The 25,421-nt window shown below is 43.1% G+C and carries 19 protein-coding genes; 13 read left to right on the plus strand and 6 right to left on the minus strand.

Going from position 1 to position 25,421, the window contains the following annotated elements; genetic code table 11:
* The first annotated feature begins 3 nt into the window (after nt 1-3).
* The 4 genes from NSS94_RS03490 (at nt 4) to NSS94_RS03505 (ending at nt 1,959) form a co-directional block, all read left to right on the plus strand.
* Entirely contained in the window at nt 4-798 is a 795-nt protein-coding gene (locus NSS94_RS03490; RefSeq protein WP_029515898.1) for a Nif3-like dinuclear metal center hexameric protein, read from the plus strand.
* 79 nt (nt 799-877) lie between these two features.
* The gene (locus NSS94_RS03495) at nt 878-1,078 is read left to right on the plus strand and encodes a hypothetical protein (protein ID WP_039270474.1); all 201 of its coding nucleotides are present in this window, start codon (nt 878-880) and stop codon (nt 1,076-1,078) included.
* Nucleotides 1,079-1,204: 126 nt separating this feature from the next.
* A complete protein-coding gene (locus NSS94_RS03500; protein ID WP_341038656.1) occupies nt 1,205-1,369 on the plus strand; it encodes a hypothetical protein in 165 nt (54 codons plus the stop codon).
* Nucleotides 1,370-1,389: 20 nt separating this feature from the next.
* The gene (locus NSS94_RS03505) at nt 1,390-1,959 is read left to right on the plus strand and encodes a sugar O-acetyltransferase (protein WP_029515893.1); all 570 of its coding nucleotides are present in this window, start codon (nt 1,390-1,392) and stop codon (nt 1,957-1,959) included.
* Between the two features lie 116 nt (nt 1,960-2,075).
* On the opposite strand, the gene NSS94_RS03510 is transcribed toward NSS94_RS03505, so the two are convergent.
* Nucleotides 2,076-2,627 carry a helix-turn-helix domain-containing protein gene (locus NSS94_RS03510; protein WP_341038658.1) on the minus strand — a complete coding sequence of 184 codons (552 nt, stop codon included), beginning with the start codon at nt 2,625-2,627 and terminating at the stop codon, nt 2,076-2,078.
* Nucleotides 2,628-2,740: 113 nt separating this feature from the next.
* Here NSS94_RS03510 and NSS94_RS03515 point away from each other — a divergent pair, with 113 nt between their 5' ends.
* From NSS94_RS03515 to NSS94_RS03545, 7 genes are all read left to right on the plus strand, one after another.
* Nucleotides 2,741-3,322, plus strand: a complete 582-nt coding sequence (locus NSS94_RS03515; protein ID WP_069010924.1) for a LysE family transporter — start codon at nt 2,741-2,743, stop codon at nt 3,320-3,322.
* 273 nt (nt 3,323-3,595) lie between these two features.
* The gene (treC, locus tag NSS94_RS03520; RefSeq protein WP_341038659.1) at nt 3,596-5,335 is read left to right on the plus strand and encodes an alpha,alpha-phosphotrehalase; all 1,740 of its coding nucleotides are present in this window, start codon (nt 3,596-3,598) and stop codon (nt 5,333-5,335) included.
* 90 nt (nt 5,336-5,425) lie between these two features.
* The gene (gene treP, locus NSS94_RS03525) at nt 5,426-7,390 is read left to right on the plus strand and encodes a PTS system trehalose-specific EIIBC component (protein WP_165148234.1); all 1,965 of its coding nucleotides are present in this window, start codon (nt 5,426-5,428) and stop codon (nt 7,388-7,390) included.
* A gap of 76 nt (nt 7,391-7,466) precedes the next feature.
* Nucleotides 7,467-8,216, plus strand: a complete 750-nt coding sequence (treR, locus tag NSS94_RS03530) for a trehalose operon repressor (RefSeq protein ID WP_069010927.1) — start codon at nt 7,467-7,469, stop codon at nt 8,214-8,216.
* Nucleotides 8,217-8,426: 210 nt separating this feature from the next.
* Nucleotides 8,427-9,167 (plus strand): LytR/AlgR family response regulator transcription factor, encoded by a 741-nt coding sequence (locus tag NSS94_RS03535; RefSeq protein ID WP_165148237.1) that lies wholly within the window; start codon nt 8,427-8,429, stop codon nt 9,165-9,167.
* Between the two features lies 1 nt (nt 9,168).
* Nucleotides 9,169-10,470 carry a GHKL domain-containing protein gene (locus NSS94_RS03540; protein ID WP_341038661.1) on the plus strand — a complete coding sequence of 434 codons (1,302 nt, stop codon included), beginning with the start codon at nt 9,169-9,171 and terminating at the stop codon, nt 10,468-10,470.
* A gap of 123 nt (nt 10,471-10,593) precedes the next feature.
* Nucleotides 10,594-12,636 (plus strand): serine hydrolase domain-containing protein, encoded by a 2,043-nt coding sequence (locus NSS94_RS03545; RefSeq protein ID WP_341038663.1) that lies wholly within the window; start codon nt 10,594-10,596, stop codon nt 12,634-12,636.
* 37 nt (nt 12,637-12,673) lie between these two features.
* On the opposite strand, the gene NSS94_RS03550 is transcribed toward NSS94_RS03545, so the two are convergent.
* The 3 genes from NSS94_RS03550 to NSS94_RS03560 are packed head-to-tail and all read right to left on the minus strand — an operon-like array spanning nt 12,674 to nt 16,673.
* Nucleotides 12,674-13,873 (minus strand): Ger(x)C family spore germination protein, encoded by a 1,200-nt coding sequence (locus NSS94_RS03550; RefSeq protein WP_341038665.1) that lies wholly within the window; start codon nt 13,871-13,873, stop codon nt 12,674-12,676.
* Complete coding sequence (locus tag NSS94_RS03555) at nt 13,866-14,969, minus strand: GerAB/ArcD/ProY family transporter (protein ID WP_341038668.1); 1,104 nt, start codon at nt 14,967-14,969, stop codon at nt 13,866-13,868. The genes NSS94_RS03550 and NSS94_RS03555 overlap by 8 nt, the downstream gene beginning before the upstream one ends.
* Nucleotides 14,970-14,993: 24 nt before the next feature.
* On the minus strand, nt 14,994-16,673 hold the full coding sequence (locus NSS94_RS03560) for a spore germination protein (RefSeq protein ID WP_341038669.1): 1,680 nt from the start codon (nt 16,671-16,673) through the stop codon (nt 14,994-14,996).
* A gap of 406 nt (nt 16,674-17,079) precedes the next feature.
* Here NSS94_RS03560 and nirB point away from each other — a divergent pair, with 406 nt between their 5' ends.
* Nucleotides 17,080-19,509 carry a nitrite reductase large subunit NirB gene (gene nirB / locus NSS94_RS03565; RefSeq protein WP_341038672.1) on the plus strand — a complete coding sequence of 810 codons (2,430 nt, stop codon included), beginning with the start codon at nt 17,080-17,082 and terminating at the stop codon, nt 19,507-19,509.
* A gap of 39 nt (nt 19,510-19,548) precedes the next feature.
* On the plus strand, nt 19,549-19,878 hold the full coding sequence (gene nirD / locus NSS94_RS03570; protein WP_029515880.1) for a nitrite reductase small subunit NirD: 330 nt from the start codon (nt 19,549-19,551) through the stop codon (nt 19,876-19,878).
* Nucleotides 19,879-19,946: 68 nt separating this feature from the next.
* Here the strand turns inward: nirD and NSS94_RS03575 are convergent, their stop codons facing one another.
* Complete coding sequence (locus NSS94_RS03575; RefSeq protein WP_340884271.1) at nt 19,947-21,275, minus strand: exosporium glycoprotein BclB-related protein; 1,329 nt, start codon at nt 21,273-21,275, stop codon at nt 19,947-19,949.
* 234 nt (nt 21,276-21,509) lie between these two features.
* Nucleotides 21,510-25,400, minus strand: a complete 3,891-nt coding sequence (locus NSS94_RS03580; RefSeq protein WP_341038674.1) for an immunoglobulin-like domain-containing protein — start codon at nt 25,398-25,400, stop codon at nt 21,510-21,512.
* Nucleotides 25,401-25,421 lie beyond the last annotated feature (21 nt).

Consider the following 25,421-nt stretch of genomic DNA (forward strand, 5'->3'; position numbering starts at 1 on the left):
TGTATGACCATGACTATGGGTCTGATTGTGAATCATCTGACCAAGGGAATAAGCCTACCCCACACCACCGTAGATCTGCTGGACCCAGGATCTGTAGATACTGAGGTGCAAGGAATTGTAACCGCTTTCTCCGCTTCACAGTACGTGATAGAACAAGCTATTTCTCTAGGTGCAAATTTTATCATTACGCATGAAGGCATTTTTTATAGTCATCAGAGGATGCATGAGTGTCTACTACATGATCCGGTTTTTTCGCAAAAATCTCGCCTCATTGCCGATGCAGGTATAGGCATTTATCGGTTTCATGACACCATACATCGTTATCAACCGGATGGAGTGATGGTTGGGCTTCTTCAGGCGCTTGGCTGGCACAACTACATGGTAAAACAGCAGCCGACGGCCGCCATTTTGACTATTCCCGCTATGAAAGTTAAGGAGATCGCTGAATATATCAAAGCCAAACTACATATTCGTTATGTACGGGTGGCTGGCGAGGTTTCCATGCCATGTGAACGAGTGGGAATTTCAGTAGGATACAGGGGAGGTGGCGATCTAGCCATTCCATTATTTCTAAATGAAAATGTAGATGTAGTCATCGCCGGTGAAGGCCCAGAATGGGAAACACCAGAATATGTTAAAGATGCTGTCTATCAAGGGCACAGTAGAGCACTTATCATGCTGGGACATGCTGAAAGTGAAGCACCTGGGATGAAGTATCTCGCAGATGTACTTTCCGCCCAATTTCCGATGCTTCCCGTACACTTTATTGAAGATCGCCCGGTGTTTCAAATATTGTAATGAGAACACGTCTTTTGTGATGGTCATTCCGCACTGTTGTTATATCCGTTCATCCACTTTATGAAATGGAGGCAAGATGATGGGAAGCAGAGTGATTATGCCGTTCAAAACAGACTGGAGATTTATAGAAGGGAATTACGCGGGTGCTGAGAAAATGGACTACAACGATGAGCATTGGCGGCTCCTTCAAGTCCCTCATGATTGGAGCATTGAAAAGTCCTTTGATCCACATATGGCTTGTAATGATGAAGCTCTAAAAAAGGAAGGTACCTGCTCTTAGCAAATCATACCATCCAGTTTTTTTGACAAATAGTTTGGATACGAATAGAATGACTAATTATAATATAACTTATTAAAAGATTAATAAAAAGTAGTGATAGGGAGATAAGTAAATGCCGAAGGTTCTGTGGTAGAAAATCAATTGCAAAAAATGCTTTTGCCGGCTTTCCACGGTTCATTTCGTATGGAGACACTTGTAGGTGCGGTCATTGACTATGTTGGCGTTATTGTTGCTGGTTTGATATCGAGTGCTACCCAACCCATTGGGATGAAAGAAAAAAAATCAGATTAAAATATAAAGGGGATGGGCCCATGACTATGAAAACGGAAAAACAAAAGATGATAGATGGAGAACTGTATGTAGCTGCTGATCCTCAATTAACGAGTGAAAGAGAGTATGCGAGAAGATGTGTCCGTCTCTTTAATCAGACGACAGAGACGGATCGTGAGTACCGTGAAAAGTTACTTAAGGAGCTTTTCGGATCAACTGGTGAAAATATAGGCATGGAACCCAACATACGTTGTGACTACGGATACAACATCCATGTTGGAAATAATTTCTATGCCAACTTTGACTGTACCATTTTGGATGTTTGCGAAGTGCGCATTGGAGATAATTGTTTCCTGGCTCCAGGAGTTCATATTTACACAGCAACTCACCCCATAGATCCGTTTGAACGAATCGCTGGCCCAGAGTATGGAAAGCCTGTTAAGATTGGCAACAATGTATGGATCGGTGGAAGAGCCGTTATCAATCCTGGTGTTACGATAGGTAATAATGTCGTAGTGGCATCAGGAGCAGTAGTAACCAAGGATGTTCCAGATCATGTGGTTGTAGCTGGAAATCCAGCACGAATAATTAAGCAGATTGAAATCTCCTAAACAGCATACAGGCAAAGCATTTAATATTTGTTCCGATGATCCTATTAAAATAGCTCTTTATTTTAATAGGATCATTTAATTTAAAGACTAGTATGCTTATGGTCTTCAAGATTGAACTATACAGAGTAATAAATAATCATATTCATCCGAACTAGTGTTTCTCCTAGATTATAGTAACTGTGTGGACGGTCTGCTTTAAACCGGATTGAATCTCCAGCTTTAACTGTGTACATTTCTTCGCTGACTTTTACCACCATTTCACCCTCAAATACCGTAATAAATTCTTCTGTACCTTCACGGTGTGGCGCTGAACTCAGTTCCCCGCCTGCTTCAATCTCTACGGTGTAAACCTCAAAATTTCTACTTCCTTCATAGGGAAAAAACGGATACAACCGATAGTGATTATTTTCTTCAAGCACTTGCACCTTGGTTTTCGGAACGACTACTGCATCTGCAGGGGGTTCATTAATCAGGGCAGTGAAAGAGATTTTCAAACCGTTCGCAATTTTCCATACGGTTGTAATCGAAGGATTTGATTCTCCCCGCTCAATCTGACCAAGCATCGTTTTACTGATCCCCGTCAGATCGGCTAATTTATCTAAACTTAATTTTCGTTCATTTCTTAGATATTTCAAATTTTTACTTAAAATCAGATTAATATTCTCCATAATTATTCGCCCCTATTGTGCTTTATAAAGAACGTATTGTACAATCATAAAGTACAAATGTGCGTTTTAACGCACACTTTATACAATTATAACATACTGGAGTTGATTGTTGCATGCCGGTTATTCCGTTTCTTTCTTATGTGATTGTTACCAGCTTTACGCCCGGACCCAACAATATTATGTCATTAGACAGTGCCAGGCGGTTAGGTTTGAGAAAAGCATTTCCATTTTTGCTGGGAGTAACAGCGGGCTGTTTCGCTATTATGCTGTTAGCCTGCTATTTTAATCTTGCTTTGTATCATTTTTTGCCACGGGTTAAAATCTGGATGAATGTACTCGGTAGTCTGTACATGCTTTATCTGGCGATAAAAATAGCGAAGAGCAAACCTTCTTCTAAAAATAATGATCACAATGAAGGATATTCCTTCAAATCAGGATTGCTGCTGCAATTTATCAATTTAAAAGTCATTTTGTATGGTATTACGGTCATTTCAACGTTTGTTATGCCTTATGATGTATCGTATATAGAGCTTATTATGATTTCATTACTTTTGACCTGTATTGGTTTTATAGCTGTAGTGTGCTGGGCGATTTTTGGGGCTATGTTTCAGCGTTTCTTGAACAAGTATGAGCGCTCCTTCAATATCATAATGTCCTTATTGCTCCTTTATAGTGCACTATCGATATGGATGTAAATGAATACCGTTTCCATCATAGAAAAGAAAGGTTCCTGACTATAGGCAGGAGCTTTTTTTTCGTGTGAATTGAGCTTATTTTACGAGTTATAACATACAATCGGACAGAATGGATGAGTCTCCTGATCATTTAGCTGCAAAACGGGTATTACCTTAATAAATAAAGCTGTTGACAACTTGTATATACATGACTTAATCTTGTATATACAAGATGTTGAAAGCGTTATATTATTTTTTACGCTACTTCATTTCGCAAGGAAGGAATGAGCATGAATGGAAGCAACGAATAGGACTTTGATTCCTCAAGATAAGGACTGGTGGCGAAAATCAGTAGTCTATCAGGTTTATCCCAAAAGTTTTAACGATACGACGGGTAAAGGAACCGGTGATATAAGAGGACTGACGCAAAAGCTGGATTATTTGCAAAAACTGGGTGTCGATATTGTCTGGTTGCAGCCTGTATATGTCTCACCACAACGTGATAACGGGTATGATGTAGCCGATTATTGCCGGATTAATCCTGACTATGGAACAATGCAGGATTTTGAAGAATTGAGCCGGGAAATTCGGGCGCGTGGGATGCACTTGATGATCGACATCGTGGTTAACCATTCTTCCACAGAGCATGTCTGGTTTCAGCAGGCGCGGCTTTCTAAGGATAGTGAGTACAGGGACTATTATATCTGGCGTGACCCAGCACCCGATGGAGGACCTCCGAACAACTGGATTTCCAAGTTTGGTGGACCAGCTTGGCAGTATGACGAGGCTACAAACCAATATTTCTTGACACTGTTTGATAAGACGCAGGCGGATTTAAACTGGGAAAATCCCAAAGTTCGTCAGGAAGTTGTTAATGTGCTGGAATTTTGGGCAGAGAAGGGAGTTAGTGGCTTCCGACTTGATGTCATTAATTTGATTTCCAAAGATCAGCAATTCTCGGACGACGATGGAAGCACGGCTCCTGGGGACGGGCGTAAGTATTATACGGACGGCCCAAGTGTGCATGAATACCTTCATGAATTACATGAGAAAGTATTCTCAGCGTATAACAGTGTCACTGTAGGGGAGATGTCCTCCACCTCACTGGATCACTGTATCCGTTATTCCAATCCAGAAAGAAAAGAATTGTCCATGACCTTTAATTTTCATCATTTGAAGGTAGATTATCCAAATGGACATAAGTGGGAATTGATGCCATATGATTTTGAATTGTTGAAGAAGCTATTCTCGGATTGGCAAACGGGCATGCAACAAGGTGGCGGCTGGAGTGCATTGTTTTTTAACAATCATGATCAGCCAAGGGCGATCTCTCGCTTTTTGGATGATGGCGAATACCATGCGGAAAGCGCCAAGCTGCTGGCAACCACGTTACATGGTCTTCAAGGAACGCCCTATATATTTCAAGGTGAAGAGATTGGGATGGCCAACCCGCAGTGGGCAGATATTGAAGAGTTTCGGGATGTTGAATCTCTGAATATGTATCGTATCTTACAGGAACAAGGCAAAAGTGCAGAAGAAGCATTGAATATCATTCGAGAGCGGTCTCGTGATAATTCGAGGACACCGATGCAGTGGGATAACACTCGCAATGCGGGCTTCACTACAGGCACGCCTTGGATTAAGGTAGATGAACGATATCCACAGATCAACGTTCAGTCTCAGTTAGAGGACCCGAACTCGATCTACAATCATTACCGTCAGCTGATTCACCTGCGTAAGACGGTGCAGGTCCTTACTGACGGGAGTTATCAACGTTTGGACGAAGCTCATCTTCAGGTCTACGCCTATCAACGCAGCAATGAAGAGGAGACTTTGATCGTCATCTCTAATTTTAGCGGACAGGATGCGCAATTCCGTATACCGGATTCATTTTATTCATCATTAAAAAATCAAGCGTTGGGTGCGGCTGAGCTTTTAATAGGTAATACCCAGCACGTCCCGGAGCTAAAACAAGAGATCACTTTGGCCCCATATGCTTCATATATGTGGATTGTCCGTAGTCTTAGTGAATAGTATGGAGATAACTAGTAGTACCCCGGGAACGTTATTTTTTATAACCGGGGTTGCTGCTAAAAAAGAGCAAACGTTAAGGGAGTGGGCTAAATGGCGATTGAAAGATCACAGGTAGAAGACATTATAAAAGCCGTTGGTGGCAAAGACAACATAGAGGCCTCTACGCATTGCGTAACTCGTCTGCGATTTGCCCTTTATGATGATAAGCTGGTCGATAAAGAAGCACTTGAACAAAATGATTTGGTCAAAGGCCAATTTTCTTCACAAGGACAGTATCAGGTCGTGATTGGTCCAGGCCTGGTGGATAAGGTATATAACGAAATGATCTCCATTACAGGAGGTAGTCGGGCTTCTAAAGACGATGTCAAAAATGCAGCAAGCAAAAAACAAAATCCAATTCAGCGTGCCATCAAGACGCTGGCAGATATTTTTATCCCCATCTTGCCCGCAATCGTGACTGCAGGTTTATTACTTGGAATAAATAATATTTTGACAGGCAAGGGGATTTTCTTCGAAGGTATGGCTCTGGTTCAGGTCTATCCTCAATGGACTGACTTTGCTGCTATCATTAACACCATTGCCAGCACCGCTTTTACATTCCTACCTGCCTTAATTGGATGGTCAGCCGTTGTCCGGTTTGGCGGCAGTCCTTTACTCGGGATTGTACTGGGTCTGATTCTGGTTCACCCAGATCTATTAAGTGCATACGGTTATGCGGATGCCGTTACCAAAGGAACCGTTCCGGTTTGGAATTTGTTTGGGTGGGAAGTGAACAAGATTGGTTATCAAGGACAGGTTTTACCTGTTTTAGTATCCGCTTACGTACTTGCACAAATTGAAAAATTCCTAAATAAAAAGATAGCGGATTCATTTAAGCTGTTACTCGTGGCACCGATTACATTATTAATAACGGGATTTCTGGCTTTTACAGTGATCGGTCCGGTTACTTTTATGATTGGTAATGCTATTACGTCTGGTCTTGTATACGTTTTCGATTGGGCTCCTGCGGTGGGAGGCTTGATCTATGGAGGCTTGTACTCCTTGCTCGTGATTACGGGAATGCACCATACTTTCCTGGCGGTGGATGTGCAATTAATTGGTACGCAGGGTGGAACGTTCCTCTGGCCGATGCTGGCGCTGTCCAATATCGCTCAGGGGGCCGGAGCATTGGCCATGATGCTAGTATTGAAGGAGCAAAAGGGAAAAGGGTTGGCTCTTACCTCTTCTGTGTCTGCTTTTCTGGGTGTAACCGAGCCTGCCATATTCGGGGTGAATATCCGATATAAATATCCGTTCGTATTTGGAATGATCGGTTCCGGTATCGCAGGTATACTGCTTACCGTAAATCATGTGATGGCTTCTTCCATTGGTGTGGGAGGGATTCCAGGCTTCTTGTCTATTTTCCCAAACAACTGGGGTGTATTCTTCATTGGGATGGCGATCGTATTGATTGTACCGTTCACTTTAACCTTTATGTATGGAAAACTGCTAAATAAGCGCCGTCAGACTCCAGCTACACCAGCTAACGACTCCGTACGGAAAGATTCGGGCCGTCAAGATTCTGCACTGGATGTGCTTGAAGTAAAGACTCCGGTACTGGGACGTGTTGTGCCGTTGGAGCAGGTTCCTGATCCGGCTTTTGCCGAACGGCAGATGGGACACGGTATCGCAGTGGAACCGAAGGATGGCAAGATTCTTGCCCCTTTCAGCGGAAAAGTTATTCATATCATGATGAAAAGCAAGCATGCCTTGATTTTGGAGCATCCGACAGGGGTACAGATTCTGGTACATGTGGGGATCAATACGGTGTCACTGAAGGGTGAGGGATTCACCATACATGTGGAGACAGATCAAACTGTGAAGCAAGGACAACTATTGATGGAATTTGACCGTGATCTGATTCAGAAATCTGGATATCCCATCATTACACCTGTCATTGTCCCGGATGGCCAAAGTATGATTAAATCGGTTGAGGAACTGCCAGGTGAGGCAGACGATTTGCAGTATACCTTAATGAAAATTCATTTGAATTCTTCATCAGGTCATAGGAATTAATTCAGTTTCAATTCGCACAGTCTATTATAGTGAACAGGGAAGTGAAAGAATGCTACAATGAACGTGGTGATGAAAATTGACAAAGAATATATTTTTGCAAATTTATCAGGATTATTCGGGACAGATTCAGACAGGCGAATTGGCTCCAGGTACGAAAATGCCATCTGAAAATGAACTGGCCCGGGAGTATAACACTTCTCGCGAAACCGTACGTAAGGCACTCCATTTGCTTGCACAAAATGGGTATATCCATAAAATAAAAGCTAAAGGATCTTTTGTTCTGGATATGGGACGGATGGATTTTCCTATAGGAGGTCTGGTCAGTTTTAAGGAAATGTCCGAACGGATTGGGCGTACATCACGAACCATTGTACATGAAAATCAACTACTTCCAGTTCCAGATGACATAGCCAATCATCTTGAGATTGACAAAGACAAATATTTGGTCTGGAAAGTCGTTCGTGCACGTGAAATTGAAGGTGAATGCGTCATATTGGACAAAGATTACTTTCGATCAGACATTGTATCTGTGCTTACTGAGGAAATTAGTCGTGGATCCATCTACGAATATTTGGAGGGAGAGCTCCATCTTCAAATCAGTTATGCAAAAAAAGTCGTTTCCGTAGAAAATGCAGACGAAGAAGATCATAGGCTGATGGACCTTCAGAACTACACTCATGTGGTCGTAGTACGTAACTATGTTTATCTGGAGGACACCACGTTGTTCCAGTATACCGAGTCAAGGCATCGGCTGGACAAATTCCAATTTGTCGACTTTGCCAGACGTTCCCACGGTGGAGACAAGAGAGCAGATTTTTTAAAATAACGATCAATAATATAGTTAAGAAACCCCGTCTTTTAAGACGAGGGTTTCTTTTTTACCTTGGATGCAACTGCTGAGCAGCTTGTATACTGGCATTTGAGGGATTTGAATTTGCGTTTTATCCAAAAGCTGTTTATAGAATATTAAAAGGTTATATACTGTTTAGAATACAATTCCATGATCAATGCAATGGGAACGAGGTGTATGTTATTTATGTATAGAGTGGCTATCTGCGATGATGAGCACAAGCAGAGAGAGCTTGTTAAAAATATGCTGATTACTTTGTCGATAAAGACCAGTATAGAATTTAAAGTTGAATTATTCGACTCCGGAGAACAGCTGGTATCTCATTATCAAAACCATGAGTCTCCATTCCATATCTTAATATTGGATGTTGAAATGAGTGGCATGAACGGAATCCAAACCGCCCAAAAAATAAGGAGTTTAAATCACCTGGATGAACAGATTGTTTTTTTAACGAGCTACCCTGAATATATGGTGGAAAGTTTTGACGTAGTCACATTTCAGTATTTAATAAAACCGATTGCTCCCCATATCTTTGAGGAAAAAATGATAAAGCTGTGTCAATATTTTCAATCTCTCGATAAAAAATTCGTTATCATCAAGTCAGCTTATGAGGAAGTGCTTTTAAAATATGATGATATCATTAGTATTGAAGTGGTCAAAAGCTTAACCATAAAAAACAAACTGCATTTTGTAACCTCTACTCAAACCTATGATAGCAAAGGGATTCTTTCGGACTATGCTTCAGCATTAAAAGAACATAATTTTCTACAAATTCATCGTTCGATTATTATAAACTTAATTCATGTGAAAAAATTTGCTGGCGGTGATGTTTTGATGTCAAATGATGTGAAGTTACCTATTGGGCGTTCTAAAATAAAAGAAGTTAAAGATCTATATACCAAATTTATGATCATGAAGATGCATTAATATGATGGAATATAACTCCCTGCTTCTTAATCTTTGCGTTGTCCTTGTTATGTGCTTCCAAGTGAATTTTTACTTTAACTCGGTTTTTGATAAGTCCAATCGAAAGCCGAACAGATTCGTGTACTTCATTATTTTTGGGTTGCTGGATTCCCTATATTTAAGTGTTTATTTGGCTCCTACGATATCTTCGATTTTAGCATTACTTGTCATATTTAGTTTAGCGCAATCGTATACAGTGGAAATAAAGACAAAGATCATCTTTTCTATCCTTTATGCTGTATTGATAACCATCGTTAATTTTATATCTCTTTATATTTTATATGCTGTAGGCTCTGTTAAAATTAGCAACTTTAGCCATTTGAGTGAACAAGATCACTTGATATTCTCTAAGGTTATGTTACTCAGCTGCATTATCATGTTTGCTGTCATTCAGATTATACGGTTATTTGCCAAACGAAGAACCTTCCCTTTGCAGCATCGTTACTATATTTTATTTTTAATCGTTCCCATCATAAGTTTATACCAGGTCAATGTTTTATCTGTTTATAGTGAAAAGAATATGTATTATTTTGGTTCTATTATTGGCTTTATTTCCTTAAATGTTTTTATCATATATATTTTTGATAATGTCATTGAAAAATTTCAATTAATGCATGAAAATGCTCAATTACAACATCAGATGGACTACCAAGATGCTAACTACGAAAAAACGGTTCACAGCTTCAAAAATATAAAAAGAATCATTCATGATACACACCAACAGTTTTTGTATATTGAAGAATGTATCAAGAGAAATGAATTGGCAGAGGCGAGTGAACATATTAAGGTTACCTTAAATAAGATCGAAGGAGCATATCAAAGGGTTAATACCGGTAATCTGGTTATAGATGCTCTTGTCACGAATAGTCTTAATATTGGGCAAGCCAATGGCATAAAGATAGATACCCAACTTAACTTATATTCACAGAAAGTAAATATTGAACGTTATGATTTATGTGTAGTCCTAGGGAATATGCTGGATAATGCCATAGAAGCATCTAAAAAGGTCAAGATTGCGGATGACAGGTACATTCTTATTAAAATACATTCCAATGAGTCCGCGCTTTTCATTCACATCCTTAATCATGTGGAGAATGAAGTGGCTCATTTGCATAGTCAAAAATCAAACCCAGATGTTCATGGCATTGGCTTAACCAATATATCTAGAATATGTGACAAATATGGTGGGAATATGACCATTGAAACGAAAAATAAAGTATTCAATAATATGGTTTTATTGCCATTTTATAAGGACATTCCTTAGACATCATGTTGTTTAGGGATTGTTTTTTTCGTTTAAGGGTGTTTTTTTATATAGAATCCTCGTTCATTGTATGATCAGGTCAGTCATAAAATCTGGTGAAGCTATAAGAGGAGGAAATATGGAATGAAGAAAATAATAGCTGTGTTCGTTTCTGCTATGCTTTTTGTACTGCCGATGACGAATACTTTTGCTCAAGGCACTGATGAACCTATCAAGGAAAAGGCTCGCAGTCTGGCCTCGGAGCTGGTATCCAAATACGGTGTTAGCGGTGTGCAGTATGCCATTATGGATCATGGAAACATCGTATTATCGGATAGCGTGGGTGTAAAGAATAAAGCAACCAACGAGCCGATCACCAAAGATACGATGTTCGGTATAGGCTCTACAAGCAAAATGTATGTATCTGCTGCAACGATGATGCTGGTGGATGCCCATAAGGTAGATATTGATCAGCCATTAACAACATACATTAAGGACTTTAAAATGTCTGATGAAAGATACAAACAAATTACACCGCGTATGCTGTTAAATCATTCGTCAGGTCTTTATGGTGCTCACTATAAAAATAGTATGTTATTTAATGACAATGATACAGAAAATCATGATGAGCTCTTGCTAAGGTTGCAATCAGAAACTTTAAAATCAAACCCTGGCGAATATTCCGTATATACCAATGATGGATTTCAATTGCTTGAAATATTAGTTGAGCGGGTGAGCGGTCTAAGTTACACCGATTTCCTGGCAAAGCATATGAGTACCCCTTTGGGTTTGAAATCTACCAAAACACCTCTCGATCAATTTGATAGACAAAAGCTGTCCAAAACTTATTTTCCTGCGATTGAGGGGGCCTTACCGGTTGAAAATGCCAATGTCATCGGGACAGGGGGCTTATACTCCACCGCAGAAGAGGTGGCTATGTTTTCAGAAGTGTTAACGGGGAACAGACCCGATATTCTATCTGCCCAATCGGCGAAGTCCATGCAAAGTCATGAATATCGAAAAGGAATATGGGTACCTGAAGAGACAAACAGCTTTAATTATGGACTTGGTTGGGATGCGGTTCAGTTGGCACCGTTTAGTGATTACGGAATAACAGCGTTATCCAAGGGTGGGGATACTGTTTTGTATCACTCTACTTTGATCACCATACCAGAGCATCATATTTCTATGGCTGTACTTTCATCTGGAGGGTCTTCCATCTTAGATAGTATTTTTGCCTCTAACATTTTATTGGAAGTTTTAAAAGATAAGGGCATCATTAAAGACATCCTACCGGAGAAAACATTTGAGCCTCCTGTAAAGGTGGAAATGCCATCTGAGTTACTTTCTTATTCGGGATTATACGGTTCTGTGGGTACAACCATCAATGTAGAGATTAAAAACGGTGAGTTTGATTTGCCTGCTTTCTTGGATGGATTCGTCCCGGCGCAAAAATATGTGTATATAGGCAATGGACAATTCAAAAGCAGTGATGGAAGTGTAGTTGTAAGCTTTGACCAACAAAAAAACGGGAAAACGTATATTAAGGCTAACCTATATTTAGACTTTCCGGGATTAGGTCAAATGGTTATGGTGACTTATGAGTATCAAAAGCTAGATGCCAATCCTGTAAACCCCACAGTTAAAAAGGCATGGGAAAACAGAAACGGGAAAAATTATTATGCTTTGGATGAAAAGATATCTTCCATATTTTATCTGGCTCCCTCATTTATAACGAAAAAAATATCCGTTGATCATAATGGATACGCAAGTGGAACTAAAATTGTGGATGAGAATAAAGCAGTAAATGCCGTTGAGATTCCTGTTATGAGTGGAAGAGATGCATTTGATCTGAATTTTTATACCAAGGATGGTTCGGAGTATTTAACCATAGATGGACAATCCTATATCAGTGAAGATGCTGTTAAACCTATCTTGGGAGGAAAATCAGTGTATACCATACCATCTAATGGCCAAGCCACATGGTATAAAATAGATAAAAACTCAGCCAATAAAACGATGACCGTTGATTTTCCAACAAGCGGAGGGTTCGCTGTCTATGATGAAAACGGAGCGGTTGTACAATTTTCAACTGCTAGCAATAACAATTCGGTTGTACTGCCCAAAGGTGGCTTGATCGTTTTGGGTGGCAATGTAGGGGATGTATTTAAAATCAATTTGAATTAATTGTGTAGCCGCTTCTGGAAATTCAGGAGCGACTATTTCATTCAGCAGATGAACCTAAATCCGTAATGGATAATTTTATATCAAAGGTTACGGGTGTTTTGCTGAATTTGTAATCCCAATCATCCTTTACTTTTTTCCACACCTGCGGTTCCTCAATATGCAAATGATCACCAAAACCGGCAACATCGACTTTATATTCTGACTGTAATTTGTGCATAAGAGACTTAATCCTGTTAGTCACTTGTTCTTCAAACTCTTTCTCAGCCTCCTTCATGTTTTGTGTCTCAGTCGGGTCGGCTTTATCATCCCAGTTTTCGATTAAACGTCCTTTGGATTCAATTTCTACGTGAAACGAGATATCGTTACTCTCAGTCACCTTCGTTGTTATTTTGCTTTTTACCGATTTGATTTCGTAAGTTATGGCTTCATTCCGCTTATCATACGTTTTGACAGCTCCGCCCTTAACATCCCCTGTAATCCATCCAATACTCTCCACGTCTTGTTGTCCCAAAGTACCGATCCAGTGACCGGTATCTCCTTTAATAATGCCGGCACCTGAAAATTCTAATTCTCCATCGGATTCAGTGATGTTTTGCAATATATAGCTTTTTTTGGAATGCATCAACCCATCCAATTCAGACAAATTTACTCCCTTCATTACCTTGCTGGTTCTGAAATGGTTACGAAGCATATACAGAATATGAATGGATGGGACTTCTTCTTTATATTTGGTAACTAAAGTACTATCTGCTCGTCCCTTGCTTAAAAAGACCAAACAACTCGGGCGAATATCATTATCACGAAGCACAAAATCCATCAATTGCTGCATCGTCTGTTGTTTTGCCAGTTCGGTGGAAACCACCATGACCTTTAGATGGTGGCCAATAACGGGGCGATCCAAACGGAGAGAGAGTTGGCGGAAGATTTCAAGCAAAGAATCTCCTGTGCCAGTTATGTTGTTATAGTTTGGCTCTTGTCCCCCTCCTCCGCCTTGTTGGTTTGGGCTTCCAGATGATTTTTTGGGGACGATTTGTACGCTGGCCGTAATTTTATTTTTCTTGAAGTAACGGCTGCCTTTCTTCTCCAGATCCTGTTCCAATGGAGTGAGCTCTCCCTTATCCAGAGAAAGTCCTGTATATATGCTAAGTTCCTCTACTTCTTTGCTGCTCCAACAACCGACTTGAGTCACCAGAAGAATAAAGGCAAGCAGTACAGATAGGATAGGTCGTCTACACATTTTGCTTCATTCCCTTCTTCCTGATCATGAACACAATGGAGAGAAATACCGGAATCAAAATAAATAATAGGATTCCCATATATCCGATCGCATCGCCCAGGCTAAACACTTCCATCATACGAACAGGAGTCATTGTGGAGATAAAGATTAGCGGGATTAAACCGAAAACCGCATAACGATATTTAAAACCAAACACCTGTGAAACACCTAAGGATGCATTGAAGAAAAAACTGCAGGAATTACAAAACATTTGCATCATCCAGATCACTAGCAGTGGAAACTCTAGACGTTCAAAAAGAAATCCGGGGATTTCAAAACTGCGCATCAAATTAATGGTAGGCCAAGTACTTGTCACAGTGGAATCTACCGATAGCCCGCCGATGACCATAACTACGGTCAAAAAGTACAAAATTAAAGGGATACTGATCCCCACTACCATGGCCTTAAATGCTTTCTCGGGGTGTTGCATAAAAGCGACCAGTGTCATGACGACTTCACATCCACTGAAAACAAGGATAGTTGATTTCAGTCCCTTGATGACGGGTAAAACCCCTTCACTCAATACGGGACGAAGATGATCAATTTCAAAAATCCTTAAGCTAAAGAGAAAACAGAAAAGCAGAAAGAAGAGACTGATCGGAAGTACAATCTGGTACAGTCGCGCGATAGAATTAATGCCTCCAAAAACCAAATAACTCCCTACCCAGATAAATGGAATCACAATTGCCCAGATAGGTGTGCCTTCGAGTAGAAAAAAAATGTTCACTTCAGCTAACACACGGATTTCAAAGCCGGCAATGATTATAAAGTATATAATTAATAGCACGCTTAAGAATCCCCCCGGAATCTTGCCCACGATTCTTCTGGAATATTGATACACGGTGTTTCCAGGAAACTGTTGATTTAATTTCACCATGATCCAGACGACAAATATGACAATACTTCCACCGATGAGGACAGAAAGCCATGCATCAGGAGTCTGTACCTGTTCAGTTACACCCCTCGGCAGTGTCAAAATGCCTGCCCCCAATACGGTATTGGTCAGGAATACAGCCGCCTGCTTCGTTGTGATCTTGTCATCAGAGCGTCTAAACACAGTAGCTCCTCCTTCGTCTTGGCGTCATGGTCTACGCTTTTTTTGCTGCGTTTTCATCATAACAGGTCTTCGTTTCATCAGAGAAATAGGAGCCCGGATGTACATATCCTTCCAATCACTTGGTCGCATGGGTGAAAAGGGAGTTACATACGGTACGCCAAAACTTTTCAACTTCGTTAGATGGATACAAATTAACAGAAAGAACAATATGGTTCCGAGCATACCCAGGATTGCTGCAAAGAACATGCCGACGAAACGCAAAAGACGCAGGGTAATGCCCGCACTGTATGTCGGTATCGAAAATGAAGAAATGGCAGTTACCGCAACCACAATCACCAGGAAGGGGCTGACGATGCCCGCATTTACAGCAGCGTCGCCGATGACCAAGCCTCCCACAATGCCCATTGCAGGACCAATGGGTTTGGGCAATCGGATGCCGGCTTCCCGCAGGATTTCGATCGAAATTTCCAGAATCATGACTTCAATGACGGAAGGAAAAGGGACGCCTTGACGGGTCTGAATGATGCTAATGACCAGCTTGGTCGGAATCAAACCGGGATGAAATGAAATAAAAGAGATATACAAAGCAGGGCCCATCAGCGCTATGAAAGCTCCAAAAAATCGCAGCAAACGTAAAAGTGAACCTGGAATCCAGCGTTCATAATAATCCTCGGGAGATTGAAGCAGCATACTGAAGGTCACCGGGACAATAAGTGCAAAGGGAGTCCCGTCCAGAAGAATGGCTATTCTTCCTTCCAGTAATGCATTAATGACACGGTCGGGTCGCTCTGTGTTGTGAACCTGCTGGAACGGACTTAAGTAATTGTCTTCAATGAGTTGCTCCACATAACCGGATTCAGCCAAAAAATCCATATCTATTTTTGATATTCTGCGGTTTACTTCTTCAAGAAGATCCGGATTCACAATATCCTTGATGTACGCGACAACCAGATCCTTTTTGATTCGGCTTCCCACTTGAAATTTCTTCATTTCCAGACTTTTATTTAAGCCCTGGCGTCGAAGCATCGAAGTATTTTCACTTAATACTTCCGTAAAACCGATTCTGGGACCCCGAAGTAGTGCTTCAGAGGTTGGTTCATTGACGGAGCGAATGGCGCCATTAGGCGAGCCTACCAGTAGTGCTTCCTTCATTCCTTCAATTAATAAGGCAGTATGACCTAAAAGGATGAACTCGTGCAGTTCCTCCATACTGGTAACTTCACTAATTTGCGTAAGTGGCATCAAGCTATCTTTTATAAAAGAGCTACTTATACTTTCCGGCTGTTCCTGTTGGTCCTGCTGGCCCTCAAACATCAAGACCTCCAATACCTGATTGCTCATAAGCTTTTCATCCTGCATGCCTTCTATGAAGACTAATACGGACCGAGCATGAAATTTTTTCAACATAAACTCACGAAAATGCACATCACTATTTCCGCCTATAGACTCTCGGATCGAATTTAAATCGGAATCGTAATTCCCTGTAATTTTAGAGTTTGGTTTATTCTGTTGATCAAGGTGCCCTTCGTTATTTTCATCGGAGAGCGGCCGACCGGAAGAATGTTTGGATTTCGCTCCCTTACTACCGACAAACGAATAAATCGAGGTGTTTATATAATAAATCCCTAAAGGAATAATCAACGCGAGGCCTGCTTGAAAGAGTATACTCCAGCTCGGAATATAAGAAATTATTTTAGACCACAAGATGACCACCTCCAAACGAATCAATTCTAAGATACAAGTTGTCCCTAAAGTATTCCTTATAAAGGTTGTATTTACACATGAACTGGAAAGATTCGTTCGATGACCAGAGCAAATGATCATCAACTACACTATTTTTAAATCTAATCATTACGGCAGATCTCACACGAAACACTTCTGTTGTTGTTATAGAGCTATCTAGCACTGAGAGCCAGTGTAGAGAATGGAGCAAAATCCCTTGAAACGGAATAGGGAAATCCCTAAATATTCTTAATTTTAACTACATTGTGATTCTAGTCACATATAGCTCTATCTGCTGTATTAAAATAGAAGCATAAACAATATTCATTAGAAACGTAGAGATGTCGTCGGATAGGAAGTAGCGTCGAATGAATGGAGGAACCGGTATATGATAAACAGTAAAAAGAAGCTTGTGGTTATAGGGAACGGGATGGCTGGTATCAATACGGTCGAACAAATTTTAAAATTAACAGATAAATATGAAATTACAGTCCTGGGAAGTGAGCCGCATCCGAACTATAACAGGATCATGCTCTCTTATGTGTTGGAAGGTAGTAAAACAATAGATGATATCATACTGAACGATTTGCAATGGTATGCGGATCAAGGGATTACTTTATATACAGGAAAAATGGTTAAAAGTATCGACGGTGAGAACAAGAAGATTCTCACCGAAGACGGACTGGAAATTGATTACGATGTGGCTTTGGTGGCTACTGGTTCACAATCGTTTATTCTGCCTATTCCGGGTAAAGAATTACCGGGAGTTATTGGTTTCCGAGATATCGCCGATTGCTCGGCAATGCTGGAAGCGGCAAAGACCTATAAAAAGGCCGCTGTCATTGGTGGAGGTCTGTTGGGGCTGGAGGCAGCTAAAGGCCTGGTCAATCTGGGGATGGATGTTACGGTCGTTCATTTAATGGAAGATTTGATGGAACGTCAGCTAGACCGGGAAGCCTCTGCGATGCTAAAAGCAGAACTAGAACGCCAAGGAATCAAGTTTGCTATGCAAATGCAAACTTCGGAGGTGTACGGTCAAGATCGCGTACAAGGATTGCGGTTTTCAGACGGAAGCGAGCTGGAAGCGGATTTGGTCGTTATGGCGGTTGGGATCAAGCCTAATATTCAGGTAGCTGTGCAAAGTGGTATGGAAACGAACCGTGGTATTGTAGTCGATGATTTGATGAGAACCTCTGTGCCGGATGTATATGCTGTAGGGGAATGTGTTGAACACCGCGGAATCTGTTATGGTCTGGTAGCTCCGCTGTTTGAGCAGGGAAGTGTCATTGCCAAACATTTGGCAGGCGCGGAAACTGAAGGTTATATGGGATCGGTGGTTTCCACCAAGCTCAAAATTTCAGGGGTGGATGTTTTCTCAGCTGGCGAATTCATAACCCAGCCTGAACATACGGTGATTGTTGCAAAAGATGAGTGGAAGCGGACCTACAAAAAAGTGCTGCTTCGTGAAAATAAGATTGTTGGAACTGTACTGTTTGGCGATGTGAGCGAATCTGCTAGCCTGCAAAAATATGTGCGTCAGCAAACATTGATGACAGATGAAATATATGGACAGCTCATGGGTACTGGATGCAGCAATCACGGGTCGAAAACATCATCCGCTGAAACGATGGCCGATGATGAAATTGTGTGTGGCTGTAACGGTGTTACTAAAAAGGCCATTGTTGATGCAATTAATGACAATGGGCTGACTACAGTCGATGAAATTAAAGCATGTACCGGAGCAACTCGTTCTTGTGGAGGATGTAAGCCGGTCGTGGAGCAGATTCTACAATATGTTCTTGGAGACAGCTTCAAGACGTCAGCCAAGCAAGGAATATGTAGCTGCACAACATTGAGCCGGGACGAGATTGTGGAAGCGATCAAAACCAAAGGGCTGACAACAACGCGTGAAGTTATGAATGTACTGGGTTGGCATAATGATGAAGGTTGCTCCAAATGCCGGCCGGCGCTGAATTACTATCTGGGAATGATTAACCCGGACACCTATGAAAATGAGGGGGATTCCCGTTTTGTAAATGAGCGATTGCACGCGAACATTCAAAAGGATGGAACGTTTACAGTTGTTCCTAGAATGTACGGCGGTGTAACGACCCCAGAAGATTTGAAGAAGATAGCAGATGTTTCTCTTAAATACAACGTTAAGGTCGTTAAAGTAACAGGAGGACAGCGGCTTGATTTGATCGGTGTCCGTAAAGAGGATCTGCCTAAAGTATGGGAAGAACTCGATATGCCGTCGGGGTATGCCTACGCGAAGTCACTTCGTACGGTTAAAACCTGTGTTGGATCGCAATTTTGCCGGTTTGGCACACAGGACTCGATGGGAATGGGAGAAGTGTTGGAACGGAAATTCGAACGACTGGACTTCCCGGCAAAATTCAAATTAGCGGTTAATGGATGTCCACGCAACTGTGCGGAATCATGTACCAAAGATATCGGAATCGTAGGTAATGATGGGGGCTGGGAGATCTTTATCGGTGGTAATGGCGGTATTAAAGCACGGTTGGCTGATTCACTCTGTAAAGTGAAAACCGACGCCGAGTTGATTGATATTGTAGGTAGCGTAATGCAACTCTACCGCGAAACAGGACAATACCTGGAACGTACTTCGGAGTGGGTGGAACGGATCGGTGTGGAAGAGATTCAGAAAGCAGTCGTTCAGGATACAGCTAATCGCCAAGCTTTAGTAGAACGTATCGAATTTGCACTGCAACAGGTCGAAGACCCTTGGAAAAAGATCATCAATGATGAGGATTCACGCAAGAATTTATTCGAGGTTGTCACCCCGTCTATTGTGTAATTGTATCTAAAATGCCTGAGGAAGGGAGCAATCAAGCAAATGATCAAAAATGCCGAATGGCTTGTCGTCGGTCACAGTAAGGATTTTCCGATCAGAATAGGACGTACCATCCACATCAAAGGTGTCGAAATTGCTGTTTTTCGCACTTCGGAGAATGAGCTTTATGCCGTTGAAAATATCAATCCTCATCCCAAAAGAGGTCCTCTTACAGAGGCGATAGTATCTGGTCATTATATCTATGATCCTTTATATGACTGGAAAATTGACCTGCAGACAGGCATCGTTCAAGAGCCTGATCACGGACAAGTTAAAACGTTCGCTGTTTGTGAAGAGGGAGAAGAAGTAAAAATATCGCTCGAAACGGTTTAGTTCATCTGATGGAATACAAATAAAAAGGGCTCAACAGGACAATCCTGTTGGGCCCTTTTCGGCTTGGATCAGGTAATGGTAATGCCTGCACTCGCATAACCCACCACGGTGTTGAGGAGGGAGGCTCCTGTAGCCGTTGCTGAGAAGACCATAAGTAGACGGGTCTGCGCGGTTACGGGTATAGCCAATTCGGTAGTAATACCACTAGAGATCGTTCCCAAAGCAACAATGTCAGTCAGTGGGGGAGTCAATATAACGGTAGCTCCGGGAATCGCTGTGAAGGAATTATTAGGTGTTGGGGAACTAAACAACTGGGCAGTAATGCTAACGGATGATGCTAAGAGGGTCAGAGCAGCTGTTGTACTGAAGTAACCAGCAATAGAGGTAATTACGCCATCCCGTGGTACGGAAAAAGCAAAGTTAATAAGCGGTCCTACAAGCGTACCTGTGAGGTCAATGGTATCGCCTACGAGGCCAATACCTGTAGCTGAGCTTCCGAAGCCGATCAAACTTGTGGTTCCTACCAGCCCACCAAGAACAGTTGTCAGTGTAGCAGGCCCTCCGGAAGCAAACGGGATGATGGCTCCCGAGCCGGTGGCTCCGGTAATCCCTGTAACGCCCGTAACACCCGTGGCCCCAGCGGGTCCGACAGCGCCAACTGCGCCCGGTAGACCATCGGGCCCCGTAGCACCCGTAGCGCCGACAGGTCCGGCAGGGCCTTCCGGTCCAGCGGCCCCGATAGGCCCAGCGGGCCCAGCGGCGCCCACAGGTCCCGCAGGCCCGTCAAGGCCCACAGGTCCGGCCGCTCCGATAGGTCCGGGAGCCCCTTGTGGCCCTGGTCCACCTGCTGGTCCAGGCGCACCGCCGGGTCCCACCGGTCCTGGAGGTCCTGGAGGCCCTGGAACCCCTGGAGGCCCTGGGGGTCCTTGTGCACCGGGCTCCCCTGACAAGTATGTTTCACCTAATACGTTGCTAACCATCGTTCCAGCGATTCTGATCGCGTTGATTAAGCTGTCTTTAAGAGCAGGATCGAGGGATTCTTGTAAAACGATGGACAATAGCGCATCCAGCAATTGTTGCAGTGCAGTACCTACGCCGATCGGCGAGAAAGGTGTAGCTTCTAACGCAACAATAGCAAGCTCCAGCGCTGCCAGTAAGTCTGCCTTGGCCCCGCCGCGAAGCCTTAAGCTTTTCGCCAGAGACAACAGACGTCTTAAAACCTGTTGCAAGGAAGATACATTAGCCGCAGAAGGGTTTGCGAACACGATGGGGATAATCGCGGTCATTTCATTAATCAGCCTGAGAAGATCTTCGATACTTCTATTTACTCTTGTTGGTTTACAGTCTTCATCTTTTTTTGATGCACCACTGAACCTGAACGGTTTTTTATGTTTCATGCTCAAATATCTCCTCCTGATCGTTCTTCCTACAGTAGAGGTGACAGGTGGTTCATCGCCCCGTTTCGCAGATACTCATAATATATTTTCTGAAGCGAAAAGGGTGAATGACCAAGCAAAAATGATTGTTGAAGGCTCCTACATAAAATACACATAAAAAATACGGCCCCCCGAAAAGCTTGGAGGCCGCGTTGTATTGGCTATACTCATCTGATCTATGAAACTTGAAAATTCTTATTTAAGCATACGTACTAACAGTTCAGCCATCTCACCTCTGCTGATAGCCGCTTTTGGCTTGAGCGTTCCATCTGGATAACCGCTGATCCAGCCGGAGGATACTGCATTTTGGAATGCTGTGGAGGCCCACGCTGAAATCTGCTGCTCATCCTTGTAGGATTGCAGTGCAGTAGTGCTGGAAATGGATGTCTGATTCTGCATCGCGTGTGACAGGATCACCATCGCCTGTTCACGGGTAAGGCTTTCATCAGGTCCGAAAGTTTGAGCGGTTAGCCCTTGAATCCATCCCTGACGGTAAGCAGAATCCACAGCTGATCCAGCCCAGTGTCCCTTCATATCTGTAAATGAGGTAGAAGGGCTCTCATCTCCAGCAGTTCCCAATGCTCTGGTCAGTATGGCTACAAATTCTGCACGGCTTACAGCGCGCTCAGGACGTATGTTGCCGTCTTTATAGCCTTGTATCCAGCCTTTGTCTGCAAGAGATTGCAAGGACTTCGCAGCCCAATGGCCTTGTACATCTGGCCATACTTGAGCTAGCTCTTGCGAATCTGACGAATTGATTGGGGCATTTTGCACACGGGTATGACCGGTTTGAGGCTTTGCATCTGTGGCGATGGCAAAGGTACCTAACCCGGTCGTATTCAGACTCACACCCGACAAAATCCCTTTTGAATCCATTACAGCAGTACCTTTTAGAATCTCACGCTCGCCATTCTCATGAATAACAAGAATGGAGAACTGGGGCTCTGCATTGTGTAACTCACCTAAGGATTCGTTATCCAGCGGTAGAATGATGGTCGATGTCCCTGTCACATTAGCTTTGATGTCTGTAACCGGACCCATCAGCGTCAGGCTGGATTGTTGCTCAGCCCAATCACGGATCTGCTGTGCACGCTGTACATCTACCTGCTGGAATGACAATGTAACGTCCTGCTGACCTGAGGCCATGCTGGTTAAGGTGTCACTGGATATCCTCAGTGTTCCATATCGGGATATTACCGATGCACCCATCTTATCCCACTTATTCAGTAAAGAATGAGGAAGGAGAACACGACTCATTTGTTTTTCCTGCTCCAAACGAATGTCTGCGTATGCTTTGCCCTCACGAAGTGCTTGCTGTATCTGCTCATCCAGAAATGCCGGCGAAGGAACAAAGAGGGAGAACTCTTTCCCTTGTTCGGAAAATCCGATCTGTGGCACGAAAGTAGATAGATCCTCAGTCTTATCTTTGTTAGATTTGCCTGTATTCGCAATTACCTTGGCAGGAACGGTGACTTCTATGGCTTGCGTCAAAGCATGAGAACCATCACTTACCCTCATAACATCCAGCATGATAGTTACAACGGAAGGAGTACCTGCTTGAACAATAGTTCCGTCTGTACGCACGATGTCTGGCTGGCTACTGCTGCTGATGGTCACACGGAAACCATCAGGTACAACAGGCAACCTGAGCAATGTATCACTTGTTGTAGGAGGTGTTATGCTTGTGATGGAATCGGCAACGCGCTGCGCGGTTAACCCTTGCGGATACACTAGCCCTGACGGAGCGCTCTTCATGCCATTTACGTTCTGTAGCACATAGTAGGTGGCTCCTTCAGGAACGGGTATAAATGTATATCTACCCTCTCCGGAAGCAATTCCTTCCGCTATAAGCTCCTGCTGAGCATTGTACAGCTCAAGCCGTGCGTTCGGTAAGGCGCCTGTAACGATCACAGAGGCTATATCCTCATTGCCTGCTGCGGCTGTAACAGCACGAGGCAGCACGTTTATATGGCGTTCTGCAGGCTCTGCCGTCCAACCCCCGTTGTCGCTATAAGCATAGTTCAATACATATACACCAGGTACATTTGTATCAACATTCCCGCTACCTGAAAGCTCAGGGAGCAGGATATTGCCGTAAACACTGTCCAGTACGCTGGCTCCTGGATCAGTGAAGCTGTCGCCGGTTTCCAGAACAATTGGATTACTGCCGTTCAATCGTACGTAAGGTGTATTCGGCAATGCCTTCAGCACTGTGATCGTGAATGTTCTTTGTACAGAAGCTGCACCTTTAGAAATAATGGCAATTAATTGTACATTCGCATCACCGTCTGTATATTTAGGCCGATTCACCTGACCACTATTGCTGAGGATATCCGGTTGATCCGAAGACCAGTCAATCTGGGTGTCAAATGCTCCTGTACGAGGCAGAGCAATGGAATCCTTAATCCCTTGCGGATAATCCAAATTTAGTGTATTTGCTGCCAAATTTACGGCTTCATCAGCACTTACGGGCAGTGCGGGCACGAGCAGGCTGAATGTTTTTCGCAGCTCAACCCCGCCTCGTGACACAACTGCTTCCAGCGTGATGGTCTGATCGCCTTGCACATAGCTTGGGAATGTTACATGCCCCGTATGATCCAGGAACTGGGGCTGAGTCGATGACCATGACACCTGAACACCATTCAATGCGTCTTTTGGCAAATATACGTCTCCGGTTACTGTAGTCATTGGCAACTCAAGCGCCCTGTATGCTGCGTCAACGGCTTCTGTATCGCTCATGGGCAGACGGAATACATGCGCAGTAAAATTCTTTGTTTTCGTTAAGCCTGCAAGTTGCAGGGTAGCCGTTAGGATAACGTCAGTATCTCCACTACTATAAGAGGGTCTGGTGAGTGTTCCATCTGATGCAATGACAAGAGGTTTGGACGAGGACCATTCGATCTGCGTACCACCATAACCGGATAATGGGAGAGATATATTTTCTGTCAGCGCAGACAAATCGCCAAGCGAGAGGGCACCTGCTGCTTGATCCAATGTATCATGTGCAGTTATCTTCGGTACGGTAACTTCGAAAGTTTGAGTATCCGAGGCGGTTCCTTTTGCAATCGTAGCTGTCAGTTTTACTTTTCGGTCACCCAGATCGTACCGCGGGCGTGTGACAGCCCCCTCATTCGTAATGACGTCAGGAGTATCCGAACTCCAGCTCACCGTCGTATCATTCAATCCAGTGAGGGGTAGTGTCAGATTTTGAGATACCGAATCAGCTGTATCTCCAGATGCAAAGCCTAAAGCAAGAGCGGCTTTTGCCTGTGCAACTCTCTCGGCATCGGTAAGTATAATCACTTTAACCTCTGAGGGAGTGCTCTCCCCTTTAGCATTCACAGCCTGAACCGTATAAATTGCTTCACCTGGCGGCAAGGCTGAAGTGTCTATGAATTGGGTTAAGCTGCCTGTATAGAGCGTTACGCTATCTCGTATGACTTTGTATGATGTTGCATAAGGAACAGCATCCCAGCTTAACTCCACTGTATTTCCATTTTTGGTTCCTGCAAAATGGCCCGGAGCCTGTGGAATAGGCAATTGCTCCCCATAAGCTGCGAATTCCATGATGGAAGTCCATTGATTGTTTCTTGCATTTCCTTGATCAATAGTTAATCGCAAGTATCGTGTAGTTACAGGGGCAATGCTCTTTTCAACATTAGAGCTTCCATTATTCTGTACGGTATCAACAGTCACCCAATTAATTCCGTTGCTGCTTGTCTGCAATCGGAAACTGTATGGATCACGTTGATCGTTCCATCCATAATGGACACCCATACCTGTAACAACGTATCGATCTACGATATACCAATCTCTCAAGTCTACCTGGATCCATTTCTCACCGTTGCTAGCTTGATACCAGCGGCTTGTTGGCTCGATTGACCCATCTACCGCTCTGGAGGGATCATAGGGTTGCGTGTAACCGCTTGAGCTTACAGGCTTGTGCAACACTACATTTTCCCAACCGGCAGCATGTGCCTCATTCGTCCCTATGAGCAGGAACGCACCGCCGATGAATGGCAGCAATGGAACCAGCAACCGATAGGGTTTCAATTTGTTGCGTGTGAAGTTATTGCCTTCGAGCACGCTATCACCTCTTCTTTATTA

The sequence above is a fragment of the Paenibacillus sp. FSL L8-0644 genome, from assembly GCF_038008165.1.
GTDB classification, from domain to species: Bacteria; Bacillota; Bacilli; order Paenibacillales; family Paenibacillaceae; genus Paenibacillus; species Paenibacillus polymyxa_D.